General features: G+C 51.8%; 11 protein-coding genes. 6 read left to right on the top strand and 5 right to left on the bottom strand.

The annotated features are described in order from the left end of the window. Positions 1–22 precede the first annotated feature (22 nt). The 4 genes from pckA to CG67_RS02960 form a co-directional block, all read right to left on the bottom strand. Positions 23–1,645 (bottom strand): phosphoenolpyruvate carboxykinase (ATP), encoded by a 1,623-nt coding sequence (gene pckA, locus CG67_RS02975; protein WP_025901499.1) that lies wholly within the window; start codon positions 1,643–1,645, stop codon positions 23–25. 256 nt (positions 1,646–1,901) lie between these two features. Next, positions 1,902–2,768 (bottom strand): Hsp33 family molecular chaperone HslO, encoded by an 867-nt coding sequence (gene hslO / locus CG67_RS02970; protein WP_025901498.1) that lies wholly within the window; start codon positions 2,766–2,768, stop codon positions 1,902–1,904. A gap of 26 nt (positions 2,769–2,794) precedes the next feature. Further along, entirely contained in the window at positions 2,795–3,199 is a 405-nt protein-coding gene (hslR, locus tag CG67_RS02965; RefSeq protein WP_025901497.1) for a ribosome-associated heat shock protein Hsp15, read from the bottom strand. Positions 3,200–3,504: 305 nt separating this feature from the next. Continuing rightward, entirely contained in the window at positions 3,505–5,631 is a 2,127-nt protein-coding gene (locus tag CG67_RS02960) for an IgaA/UmoB family intracellular growth attenuator (RefSeq protein ID WP_025901496.1), read from the bottom strand. Positions 5,632–6,029: 398 nt separating this feature from the next. Between CG67_RS02960 and nudE the strand changes: the two genes are divergently transcribed. Further along, entirely contained in the window at positions 6,030–6,599 is a 570-nt protein-coding gene (gene nudE / locus CG67_RS02955) for an ADP compounds hydrolase NudE (RefSeq protein WP_025901495.1), read from the top strand. A 168-nt stretch (positions 6,600–6,767) separates the two neighbouring features. On the opposite strand, the gene mrcA is transcribed toward nudE, so the two are convergent. Continuing rightward, entirely contained in the window at positions 6,768–9,320 is a 2,553-nt protein-coding gene (gene mrcA, locus CG67_RS02950) for a peptidoglycan glycosyltransferase/peptidoglycan DD-transpeptidase MrcA (RefSeq protein WP_025901494.1), read from the bottom strand. A gap of 119 nt (positions 9,321–9,439) precedes the next feature. On the opposite strand from mrcA, the gene CG67_RS02945 reads away from it, so the two are divergent. Genes CG67_RS02945 through pilQ form a run of 5 tightly spaced genes read left to right on the top strand, consistent with a single transcriptional unit; the run spans position 9,440 to position 12,873 of the window. Further along, positions 9,440–10,273, top strand: a complete 834-nt coding sequence (locus tag CG67_RS02945) for a hypothetical protein (protein WP_025901493.1) — start codon at positions 9,440–9,442, stop codon at positions 10,271–10,273. After that, entirely contained in the window at positions 10,270–10,830 is a 561-nt protein-coding gene (locus tag CG67_RS02940) for a PilN domain-containing protein (RefSeq protein WP_025901492.1), read from the top strand. The genes CG67_RS02945 and CG67_RS02940 overlap by 4 nt, the downstream gene beginning before the upstream one ends. Then, on the top strand, positions 10,823–11,302 hold the full coding sequence (locus CG67_RS02935; RefSeq protein WP_025901491.1) for a hypothetical protein: 480 nt from the start codon (positions 10,823–10,825) through the stop codon (positions 11,300–11,302). The genes CG67_RS02940 and CG67_RS02935 overlap by 8 nt, the downstream gene beginning before the upstream one ends. After that, positions 11,295–11,645, top strand: a complete 351-nt coding sequence (locus CG67_RS02930; protein WP_025901490.1) for a hypothetical protein — start codon at positions 11,295–11,297, stop codon at positions 11,643–11,645. The genes CG67_RS02935 and CG67_RS02930 overlap by 8 nt, the downstream gene beginning before the upstream one ends. Further along, positions 11,635–12,873 (top strand): type IV pilus secretin PilQ, encoded by a 1,239-nt coding sequence (pilQ, locus tag CG67_RS02925; protein WP_025901489.1) that lies wholly within the window; start codon positions 11,635–11,637, stop codon positions 12,871–12,873. The genes CG67_RS02930 and pilQ overlap by 11 nt, the downstream gene beginning before the upstream one ends. The last annotated feature ends 171 nt before the right edge of the window (positions 12,874–13,044 follow it).

The raw sequence follows: 13,044 nt of genomic DNA, 5'->3' as shown, positions 1-13,044 counted from the left end.
GAGCCCTGTCTGTGGTTGTGGATTAATGTAGCTCAGGACCGGCGAGCACCAGTGCTTTGCCGGTTTCCGTATCCGTATATTGCCCGAAATTATCAATAAACTTCTGTGCCAGCACTTCGGCCTGTGTTTGCCATTCGCTCTCTGACGCCCAGCTATTCCTCGGGTCGAGTATCTGGCTCTCCACACCTTTCAGCATCAGAGGGATCTGCAGGTTAAAGACCGGCAGTATTTGTACCGGAGCCTGCCGTAATTCATTGTTCAGAATGGCATTAATCAGTGCCCGTGTATTTTTCAGCGAAATACGCTCACCTTTACCATTCCAGCCGGTATTAACCAGATAGGCTTCTGCACCAGCAGCCTGCATCCGCTTCAGAAGCACTTCTGCGTAACGGGTCGGGTGCAGGGTAAGAAACGCCGCACCAAAGCAGGCCGAAAACGTGGGTAACGGTTTGACAATACCCCGCTCTGTCCCGGCAAGTTTGGCCGTGAAGCCGGACAAAAAATGATACTGGGTTTGCTCCGGCGTCAATCGTGACACAGGGGGTAAAATCCCGAAGGCATCGGCAGTGAGAAAAATGACTTTACGTGCATGTCCGGCTTTTGAGGCCGGAGTCACGATATTCTCAATATGGCTTATTGGATAAGAAACACGGGTGTTTTCGGTTTTTGAGGCATCAGTAAAGTCTATGCTTCCATCAGGGAGCACAACCACATTCTCCAGCAAAGCATCACGACGGATAGCCTGGTAGATTTCCGGCTCCGCCCGGGCGCAGAGATTAATGGTTTTTGCGTAGCACCCGCCTTCAAAGTTGAAAACGCCCCCATCATCCCAGCCATGTTCATCATCGCCGATTAACTGCCGGGCGGGATCGGTAGAAAGTGTGGTCTTCCCGGTTCCGGAAAGGCCGAAAAATACGGCCACATCCCCTTGTTTACCGACATTAGCGGAGCAGTGCATGGATGCAATATTCTTCAATGGCAGTAAATAATTCATGATGGCAAACAAGCCTTTTTTCATCTCACCGCCATACCAGGTCCCCCCGATCAGCTGAATACGCTCGGTCAGGTTAAATGCCACAAAATTTTCTGAGTTGAGACCCTGGGACTGCCAATGCGGATTGGTACATTTTGAGGCATTCAGGACCACAAAATCCGGGGTAAACTGTGCCAGCTCCTCCTCGTCCGGCCGGATAAACATGTTTTTGACGAAGTGAGCCTGCCATGCCACTTCAGTCACAAAGCGGACACTGAGCCGGCTGTTTGTATTGGCCCCGCAGAAGGCATCGATCACGAACAGACGCTTACCTGAGAGCTGATCTGTCACACACTCTTTCAATGCCTGCCAGGTATCCGTGCTGAGTGGCTGATTTCCGTGACTGCCTTTCGCGTTGTCACTCCACCAGAGGTTATCGCGGGTGGTTTCATCGCGGACAATGTATTTATCTTTCGGGGAGCGGCCGGTAAAAATACCGGTATCCACCGCCACGGCACCGTTACTGGTCAGTGTTCCCCGCTCAAAGCCCTGTAATTCCGGGCGTAGCTCTTCGTTAAACAGGGTATCGTAGTCCGGGTTATAAATAATGCAGGGGGTATGTTGAATACCTAACGATGAGAGTTCGGGCAACTTCCTGTTTCTGGAAGACATATATCTGCTCCTTTCGAACCTGAGTCTGCAAGTGGATATGCCGCGGCCAGAGGCAATGATAATGACCCCAAGAGGTATTAACCTGATAGTCACGGGCAGTGTACACAGCGGATGATAAGGGCAGGAAGGGAGTCCGGAGAAAAGTGTGAGGCGGGTTATACTTCACTGTAATGACTACCCTTTCTTTCAATAGAAAAGGTAGTCCTGTAGCAATACCGGGTACGCCGGCCTCAACAGAGAAGGCCGGAGTTCAGGATCAGTGGACGGAATTATTACCTGCGAGAGCATTATTGCGAATATTTTCCACATCGACCGCATCATAAATGTAATGAGCGCCACAGTAGTCACAATGCATATCAATCTTGCCATCTTCGGCCAGGATCTCATCTATCTCATTAGCCGCCACGGTTTTCAGTACGTCGCCACAGCGCTCACGTGAACAGGTACATTTGAATTCAACCGTGACCGGGTCAAAGACAGATACCTCTTCCTGGTGATAAAGACGCCATAACACATCGGTGGCCGACAGTGAGGTCAGTTCTTCGGCCTTGATGGTGTCAGCCAGCGTTACCAGATGTTCAAACTCCTCGTTACCGGCACCGTGGGAAGGCAGAACCTGAAGCAGGATACCCCCGGCACCTTGTGCGTCCTGGCGGATAATGAGTCGGGTCGGTAATTGCTCTGAACGGGCAAAGTAGTCTTCCAGGCACTCAGCAATCGTCTCACCTTCCAGCCCGACCACGCCCTGATAACGCTCGCCTTTCGCCGGAGTGATAGTAATGATCAGATACCCGTTACCTGCCATCTCTTTCAATGTTGCGCCGTCAGTAATATCGCCACGCATGCGGGCAACACCACGAAGCTGCTGGTGGTTGTTACCATTGACCACGGCCATGGACAGAGGACCGTCCCCCTGCAGCTGAACCGTAATATCACCTTCAAATTTCAGTGTCGCGGTCATCAGACTGGTCGCGACCAGCAACTCGCCCAGTAATGCCTGCACCGGTTGCGGGTAGTCATGATCCCGCAGGATATCCTGCAGGGTCTGTGAAACATTCACGAGTTCTCCGCGGACCTCGGCGTTGTTAAAAATAAAGCGATGAAGCTGATCGTGTACAGGCATAAGTGTCTCTCTTTGGTGACGGGAGATTATTCATCGCCCGTTAATTTAAATTTTATCAGGTGCCGGCGCTCTTTTTTGTCCGGCCGTCTGTCTGGGTGCGGCATCGTTAATGCATGGAGTTTCCGTGCAACGGCTTGTGCCTCACGTTTTTCAATACTTTCCGGCGTTTCGCGATAGAGAAGACTGGCATCCGTCGCGCTGCCTCGCTGCCCGGCAATGCCGGTGATCACTATGGTACGCAGGTCATTTCCCTGACGTAACACCAGCCCGGCATTGAGCTCTACATGTTTTCCGGGTTTGGTACGTTGTCCGTTGTAATGGACTTTTCCGCCTTCAATCATTTCTCTGGCGATGGCCCGGGTTTTATAAAAGCGGGCAGCCCATAACCATTTATCCAGCCTGACATCCTGCGGAGACGTTTGTTTTTTCATACTGGCTCCTGTTATCAGAATCACCGGTGACCTGCCCCCGGCAGAGAGGCATTAATGTGCGTGACCGTCCTGTGCCGGAATTGAGTAAATATGGGTGAATACGAATAATTCAAGGCAGAAGGGGGACGTTACAGGTGACAGTATTTTCCGTGCAGCACCAATCAGTGATGTCCTATTATAACGTAATTCCGGCCGGATGTATTGCGATGGCAGTACCATGAAATGCTGTAGTGGCGGTCATGCCTGGCCCCGGAGCGGGAGCATGACCGGCAACTCCGGGCAGATGGCTGAAGCGGTCATCCGGATCAAAACAATGAGCGTGGCTCTTGTCCGCTCCCCAGGGTCGGATTAAAACATTTATCATAATATTGCTGAATGGCTATCTGTCGCTGGTGGTCTTTACGCACTCCGCGGAGGGCGAGAACAACATTCACCAGCAGGCAGGCCACCAATGCGACTAAGAAAAGAGATGTTCCCAGATAGCGCCAGAGTGAGATCCCTCCCGGTTCTTCATGTAATGATACATGGGTAGTACCATTTGCATCGACGGAGAGCGCTGTAATGATCCCGGACGCGGTAAATGGCGTATGGAGCAACATAGCGGAAATACGCTGCAACTCATTCCATTGCTCGGGTGCACTGAGATCAAATAAAGAGACATCGGGCTGTGGCTGTCTGACCAGCTGCCGGCCCTGGTCACTGATCAACAGGTAACCTCCCGGCGGCGGGCTGTTCAGGGTTTCTATCGCTTTACGGGTCTCACTGGTAAAAAATATTGCTGCGGCACTGTTGACGAGGTTCTCCAGCATGCCGGCACTGACCGGACGCAGCAGGACATTAACCCCATTCAGCTGACCGGACTTCGCCCGGGCCACCAGAGATGGCCAGTCTTTCGCATTCCCCAGATTGACCAGGGCATTTTTCAGACGGACACAATCCATCGCCTGGCCACAGAGCTGATGGGTCTTTAGTACGATATCGGCGAAGTCATCCAGCAGGATCATCCCCGATTTCTGGATAGCTAACGCCAGCTGGGGGTTAATTTTTAAATCATCGATGGAGTCAGGATGCAGCTGCCGCTGAACCGTATCCAGTAGTGCTGTGGTTTCATCAATGGTTTCAGACTGTGGCAATGGAAGAGGAGAGGCGTTATTCCAGTAAATGGCAGAGCAGTCGAAAGGCATATAGCCATAAATACGGTTCCCCTGATAACTGCCCGGAACCGAACACATTCCGTTCCCTTTGACGTCCAGTAAATCACCCACCTGTAATCTCATGGCGGTTAACTGCTTCAGTGAGGTCACTTCAATTCGCTGAGTACCCTGCAGCCAGGCCATACTCAGTTTAAAAGGCATTCCCAGCGGGACCCAGCTCGCCATCATGATTAATACCAGCAATGCACCGCCAGCCAGCACAGCATTTTTACGCCAGCGTTGTACCGGAAATTCGCGGCACTCATCATGTAATGAAAGAAATCTGCCCTGGCGGATCACCCGACGTTCGGTATCAATATCTATCTCAGTTTCTTTTCCCAGGTCGTGCTGGATATAAGGCATCCAGTAATCGGGATAGTGCAGATCGATAACGCCCAGCGAAATATTACTTTGTTCCTGATTCGACTCGCCGAAAAGCCCCCAACGTTTCGGTAACCCACGCATACAGTGGATTTCTTTAAAATCACTGAGTCTGGCAGGCCGGAACATACTCCACAGACATCCGGTGATCACCAATAGCGCCGGCACGACCAGCCATAACAGTAGCCCCGGAGGAACAAGCTGACTCAGGAACAATACCAGTAATGCCAGACAGATAATGAAGGCTTCCGTGGTGCCGTCGGGCCTGGAAAGCTGGTGTTCTTCCGGTGTTTCTCTGCGTATCTGCAGAAGCTCAATATTGCTGCTTTTCTCTTTACGGATGGAAGCCGGGGAGTTCAGTGGCAGATGGCGGGTGCTCTCTGATGTCTCCTGAAAATAGTCAGCCAGCTGATGTCCGTTGAGTGCGATGACCAGTAAAATATTCCCGGCGGGGATCAGTTCAATGGTATTTTCAGCAGTAATGAATTGTTCCCACAACGGTGGCAGATGGATTTCAATGGTATCGAGATAATATCGCCATTGCTGGGGGGAACTGGTCGAAAGCCCGTAGCGCGTTATCGGATAGTTGAGGGAGTAAACCTTATGGCTCCGTAACGTAAAAACCGGTTCTTTACTGACATTGGAACGATTAAACAGCGCGAGAAAAGGGTGACGTGATGATGATACAGCAGATAAGTACGCAACCGCGGCTTGTTTTTCTTCAGAAGAAAGAGAGCGTTTAGTTGCCGGGATCAATAAAGAAAGCCTCTCCGGAAAGAAGCGGTACCTTCTGAAATAAATCATTGAAGCACCAGACAATAATATTGCTAATGCTAAAATCGTGATCATCATACCCATGTAATGTTCAGCCTGGCTACAGACAACTCCGCAGCAGTTATTTACTCCGGAAATATAATAAAAGATGATTCTCAGTGGTTCCGGGTACCGGCCCGGTGTGTGCTGCTAATGCAACGAATTATGATCCTATTGCAGTCAGGTCACTATTCAGGAGTCATTGATTAAATTCAGATTTCGCTCATCACTATTCTACTGCGGGCAGCACAATAAGGATATCGGTCTAATCTTAATATTTATATTCTGTATGATCCCCGGCGTGAAGATAATGCCTGACGCCGATGCTCCTGTGAAGGCTGAACCGGGGATTTGAGCTGCGGGGTGAGCTGTGGTTCAATACGAACAGCGAGTTTATACGTTTATTACCAATGCTGATTACAACGTACTGTTCGAGGTTATCGATGGGTTCCCTGAAAAAACCAGAAATTCTGAATATCAAAGAGGTTGCCCGTTCCCGGCTATTTACTATCCAGCAGGTCGACCTGGAATTCAGTAACGGTGAACGTCGGGCATATGAGCGTATGAAGCCCTCATCACGTGAAGCCGTGATGATCCTCGCACTGGAAGGTGATTCGGTGTTGCTGATCGAAGAATATGCGGTCGGGCTGGAGAGTTATGAACTGGGTTTTCCTAAAGGTCTGATAGACCCGGGCGAAACCCCCCCGGAAGCAGCACAACGTGAGCTGAAAGAAGAAGCGGGATTTGGCGCGCGGAGCACAGAGTTACTGGCCAGTCTGACCATGGCACCTTCGTATTTCTCCAGCCGTATGAACATTATTGTCGCGCAGGATCTGTACCCGGAAAAACTGGAGGGTGATGAGCCTGAACCGCTGATCGTACACCGCTGGCCGCTCAATAATCTGACCGGCTTGCTGGAAAAACCACAATTCAGTGAGGCCCGGAATATCAGTGCGCTGTTTTTGCTACGGGAATGGCTGATAAAGCACAATAAACTGCCGGACCCGTCATAAAAAAGCCGGTAGTGCTATCCCCGGATCAGGGTGAATGAAAACGTCTCAGGAAGTGATAAGTGGCATCAGATGAATGCCATGAGCGCTGCGGGCAGAAGATGTCCGTCGCCGACGCCAGGACTTGTTAAAAGACCACCGCCGCCTGGCGGTGGTCTTTTACTTTAGGGGTCAGAACAGGTCGTGACTCTGCCCGTTATTGATGATTTCAGGGCTGGTATCCTGCACTGAATACCCGGTCGGTTCCGTCCCGGTAATAAAGTATTCCTGACGTGAGTTAGGCCCGCCTTTAGACAGTTTTCCGGTGGTGCGGTCAATCGTCACCGTCGTAATACCCTCCGGGGGTACCAGCGGCTGCAGCGGCACACCTTCCAGCGCAACTTTCATATAGTCATCCCAGGCAGGCTGGGCGGTTTTTGCGCCACCTTCATACCCGGCGGCCTGATCTTTAATGGCACCGGAGTAAGTACTGCGGCCTAAATCCCTGCGGGCATCATCAAAGCCGACCCAGACCGAGGTGGCAATATCCGGGCCGAATCCGGAAAACCATGCGTCTTTCGAACTATTGGTTGTGCCTGTTTTACCACCGATATCATTCCGTTTCAGATCTCTGCCGGCACGCCAGCCTGTCCCTTGCCAGCCGGGTTCCCCGAAGACATTCGAATTCAGGGCACTCTTAATCAGGAAGGAGAGCTGGGTGCTGATCACATGAGGTGCATATGCCTGATCCGCTGCCGGAGGGACTTCAGGTTGCTCCAGATCCGTTTGCGGGGCTGAGGTATTGGCCGCAGCGTCCGGGCCGGATGGAGCAACATTCTCAATACTGTCTTCGTTCAGTGCTGCGGATTTCGGGGTCTCACCATAGATCACCGGAATATTGCATTGCGGGCAGGCAATTTTCGGTTGTTCTTCAAAGACGGTATCACCGGCATCATTGACAATTTTCTGAATAAACCATGGGTCCACCAGAAAACCGCCATTTGTCAGTGTGGCATAGCCTCTGACCACCTGTAACGGCGTAAAAGATGCCGCACCCAGCGCCAGTGATTCCGTATGGACAATATTCTGTTCCGGGAAGCCCAGCCGCTGCAGATATTTCACGGCATAATCCACACCCATGGCCCGCATCGCCCTGACCATTACCACATTTTTAGATAACCCCAATCCCTGACGTAAACGGATAGGGCCGTCATAAGTATTCGGAGAATTATGCGGACGCCAGTCTGTACCGGCACCGGCGTCCCAGCGGGAGATGGGCACATCATTCAGCAGAGTGGCTAATGTCAGACCTTTATCCATGGCTGCGGTGTACAGCAGCGGTTTAATGTTTGACCCGACCTGCCGTAAGGCCTGGGTGGCCCGGTTAAACATGCTCTGGTTAAAATCAAAGCCGCCAACCAGCGCAATGATGGCCCCGGTTTTGGAATTCAGAGAAACCAGCGCTGAATTCACATCCGGCACCTGTGCCAGTAACCATTGGTTCTCTGATTGCCGTACCCAAATAAGCTGCCCGGGTTGCAGGACCTGATTAACCGCTTGCGGAGTAGCACCTTGCTGCGTGTCTGTTTTAAACGGTCTTGCCCAACGAACAGAGGCAAGGTCGAGTGACAGCACTTTATCCCCTTTCATTGTCACACTGGCAGAGCTGGCATTTGTGGCGGTGACGATGGCCGGGATAAGCGGGCCATACACAGGGAGTGTATTCAGCTCCCGGCTAATTTTTGCTGCATCCCAGGCGTTATCGCCGGATTTCCATAGCACTTTCTGTGCGCCGCGATAGCCGTGACGCATATCGTAGTCGATAACATTTTTCTGTACTGCCGCCTGCGCGGCGGTCTGTAAGCGACGTGTAATAGTGGTATAGACCTTAAATCCGTCGGTATAAGCATTATCGCCATAACGCTTCACCATCTCCTGACGCACCATTTCGGTGATATACGGTGCAGTGAAGGCGACTTCCGGACCATGGTAACTGGCATCAATCGTCTGTTTCCTGGCGTCATCATACTGCTGCTGAGTAATGTAATGCTGGTCCAGCATGCGCGACAGAACGACATTTCTCCGGGCCAGGGCGCGATCCGGTGAATAGAGCGGGTTAAAGGTTGAGGGGGCCTTCGGTAGCCCGGCAATCATGGCTATTTCGCTCAGGGTCAGCTGATCCACCGTTTTGCCGAAATAGACCTGAGCGGCGGCACCGACACCATATGCACGATAGCCCAGATAGATTTTATTCAGATACAGTTCCAGAATTTCATTTTTACTCAGTAACTGCTCAATACGTATCGCAAGGAAGGCTTCTTTAACCTTCCTCATAAATGTCTTTTCCGGACTCAGGAAGACATTACGCGCTAACTGCTGGGTGATCGTACTGGCCCCCTGAGAGGCATGACCGGTCATCAGCGCGATACTGGCAGCACGGAAGATCCCGACCGGGTCAATGCCATGATGCTCGTAGAATCGACTGTCTTCTGTGGCGACAAACGCTTTTATCATTTCAGGCGGGATTTGATTCAGCGTTAAGGGGACACGGCGTTTTTCGCCAAACTGAGCCATCAATTCTCCGTCGGCACTGTAGACTTGCATCGGCGTTTGCAGCCGCACATCTTTCAGTGTGTTTACATCGGGCAGCTGTGGCTCAATATACTTATAGAGGCCATAGACAGAGCCGACTCCCAGAAATACGCAAAAAATTGCGGAAATAAATAAATACTTTAAGAACTTCACCTGAAATATCCCACCAAAGGTCAACTGCATAGTTTATAAACAATTTCCGCGTAGTATAAAGGCAAGAAGATTGGTTTGATACGTCATTTTGCGCAACAGACACAGCGGAGGTGTCATTTATGAATTTTCAGCGCTGGAATGTCGGGCTTGATATTCAGCCGGGCTGTATTACTGCCCTGGGGGTACAGGCCCGGCGCAGAGGTTGGCAATTACGGCATTGGTGGCAGCACAGGTTACCTTCAGCAGGTACCGGCACTGTGGATATCGAAGGGCAGCGATCAGTATTGTTGTCTCTTCTGCGCCAGTGGCGTCGGCTGTTGCCTGCCCGGTTTTCGCTGAGGGTCGGTTTACCTCCGCATCTTGTCTCCCGCCGTGAACTTACACTACCACCGACCGTTATGTGCGAGCCGCAACTCGGGCGTTATATTCGGACCGCGGCGCGTCGCTGGTTTCCTGAAGGTACCGGACCTCTGGGGCTTGATTACACCTCTGAGCCGCTTTCTTCGGGAGGACTGACGGTGACGGTTGTAAACCAGGAGGTGCTTGATCAGTGGCAGGCATTATTCCGACAGGCAGGACTGAGCCCTGAGGTGTTTGATCTCTCGCCGGCCAGTCTGGCGATCATTATGGAAGCGCAGCAGCCGGAAAGGGATGGCATATTACTTCACTGCAGTGATGCCTTCTGGTTATGGGCTGCCCGCCGGCACGGGAAAATCAGCTACGGCTGGCAGTTTCGTCAGCAAATGACTGATGCCGATACCCTCTGCCGGCAGCAGTGTCCGGAGGCAGCATTCCGTCTCTGTTGCGGAGAAGATCTCCGGCAACCACTGCCCGGGTTTACGTTATGTCATCCTCTGCAGATGATTGCGCATCGGTACCCGCCTTTACCGGCCAATGATAATGGCTATGTACTGGCGACCGGCCTTGCTTTACGGCCGGAAGATAGCGTATGACCCGGGTGAATCTGTTGCCCTGGCGGGAAACCGCGATAAAACAACGGGCGCGCCACTGGATCATTCGCTACAGCACGTTGCTGATAGTTCTTACTCTTCTTTGTGCGGGTGGTCGTATCATGCTGCACAATCAGGTGCAGCAGATGCTTTTACTGGATGAGCAGCAACAGCAAGATCATTTACGGATAAACCGGCTCATTACCGGGCAGCAACAGCTTTCGCTGCGCCTGGAGGGCCTGAGGCAAAAAAGGGAAGCCCGCCGGTTACAACAGGAGCAACTGATACAATGGCGTCGCTTCTGGGCTGACTTACCGGAGCTGATGCCTGCATCGGTCTGGTTATTTTCTGTCAGCCGCCACGAAGGCGTGCTCATTTTTCGCGGGCAGAGCGACAGCGTTTCGCAACTGTTACGCTTTAACCGGCAACTTAAAGGGCATCCGTTTTTATACTCATCGGCTGTGCAGGAACTGGTCACGGTAGCAGAAGGCGGATATCGCTTTACGCTGACGGCCCGTCTGACCCCCGAACTTCACGAGACAGGGGGCGGAAATGCCTGAGTTTATCCTTTCTTTTTTATACCGCCCCCGGAGTCAGCAATGGCTGCTGTTTGTTCTGCTTGGCATGGGTAGTCTGGTTGCGGAGGTTGCGGTTCTGGACTTCCCTGCCTGGCGACTTTGGCAGCGGAGTGAAGTCCGTTATCTGCAGCAAACGACAGCGCTGAAACAGCAACGGAAAAAACTGGCATCTCTGCCTCCCCTGGCACAACTGCGGGAGTGGTGCCATGAGGCGACAATGCCTGAAGCTCCCCGGATAACACCGGTGGCGCTACTGACCCGACAGAATGTCAGGATCCGCCATTGGAAAAATGGTTCTCCGGCACAGATACAGTTATGGCTGAACTGGCCTGAGGTTAAAGATATTTTCGGACGTATTGCCTCGCTGTATCCGGCCTGGTCCGCTGGCGATTTTACTCTTGGTCGCCAGAACGATGTGCTGGAAATGACACTATGGCTGCATACCGGTGACTAGACGTGGGCTGTGGTGCCTTAGCCTGTTACTCAGTACAGCACAGGCAGAAGACCGGGACCCTTTTCAGCCTCCGGTAATCCGCCCGCAATGCCAGTTACCGGAGAAAGCAGATCTGCGTCAGTGGCAATTAAAGGGGACTTTATCTGATCAGACTCACCAGGCCGCCTATATTACGGGGCCCGGCGGCGGGCATTATTTCCTGCAGGCGGGAGAGTACCTGCCGGGGAGCGAATGGAAAGCCGAAAGGATCGGTCGCGGCAAGGTGTTGTTCCGTAATACCTCGGCATGCGAAAAGCCTTTATGGCAGTTATCACTGACCCGGGAGAGCACTTATGAGGAGTAATATCCTGTTATTGATGCTTGTTCTTACTGCCGGAACGGGGCGAGCGGCTGTATCGGACTCTCCTGTGACTCTGGACTTTGAGGAAGCACCGGTCACGCGGATTTTTTATTATCTTGCCGGGTTTCGGGATCTCAATCTGGTTATTGCCCCCGGGGTGACCGGGACATTGTCTTTGCGGTTACACGATATCGCCTGGCCCCGGGCGATATCACTGGTATCGGAAATGGCAGGGGTAAGGACAGTTCTGGACGAAAACATTTTACGGGTTTTCCCGGAAGGGCTGAGAGAAGACGATGCCGGACGCCGGAACAATCGTTCGTCTTCGCCTGTGATCACCCGACGTTTTACGTTGCGTAATACCGATGTCGCATCAATCAAACCATTACTGATGAGTGATCGTGCCGGTTTATTGAGTGCTTCAGGCCGCATCAGTGCGAACAGCCGGGCAAACATGCTTATTGTTCAGGATACCGCGGAGTCAGTCCGGAAAATTTCTGAGTGGTTAGACAGCTATGATGTCGCGATCCCTCAGGTAGAAATCACGGCACATATCATCACCATCAGTGAGGAAAGCTTACGTGAACTAGGAGTGGATTGGGGGTATCAGGGAGAACGCCTGCAGACAGACCCGGGAACGCTCTCTGTGCTGAATATTCCGCTGTCAGTGACCCCCGCATCTTTCACCGCCGGTATGACACTGACACGAATTAATGGACAACTGTTGAGTCTGGAGCTGAGTGCGCTTGAGCAGGAGCATCAGGCAGAAATTATTGCCAGCCCGCGTCTGATTACTTCGCATGGCAATATGGCGTCCATTAAACAGGGGACGGAAATACCTTATGTCGCCACCCAGGGCAAAAACGAAACGGCAACCGTGGAATTTAAAGAAGCCGTCTTAGGAATGCAGATCACACCTGAAGTGCTCGGAGAAGGAAATGTTCGCCTGACGATACAGCTCAGCCAGAATGTTCCGGGAAAAGCCTTACAAAAAGGGAGTAACGTACCGATAAGTATCGATAAGCAGGAAATTTCTACCCGGGTTACGGTACGTGATGGGCAGACTTTGGCGTTGGGGGGGATTTTTCAGCAAAATCAGAATAACCAGAGGAATAAGGTACCATTGTTGGGAGAAATTCCTTTTTTTGGTCAATTGTTTCGTCATGATGCACGTCAGCAGAATAAACGTGAGCTTGTGATATTTATTACCCCGCGGTTAATATTCCCCTGATCGCTCTCTCTGAAGGTGGCCGCTGACCGAATGCGCGTTGACGCGGCCCTGCATTTAGCATAAAAGATTGAGCGATTCCTTAAGTCCGGGGCCAAATACTAAAAAAACAGAGGCATGGTCAGGTTATTTTTGTGATTGCATGAATAATTGCCGGAAAAACAGGCAGACTAT

It is taken from the genome of Tatumella sp. UCD-D_suzukii (assembly GCF_000611875.2).
Lineage (GTDB): Bacteria > Pseudomonadota > Gammaproteobacteria > Enterobacterales > Enterobacteriaceae > Tatumella > Tatumella ptyseos.
The sequence above is the reverse complement of the archived record's forward strand: the minus strand, read 5'-3'. Positions and strand labels throughout refer to the sequence as shown.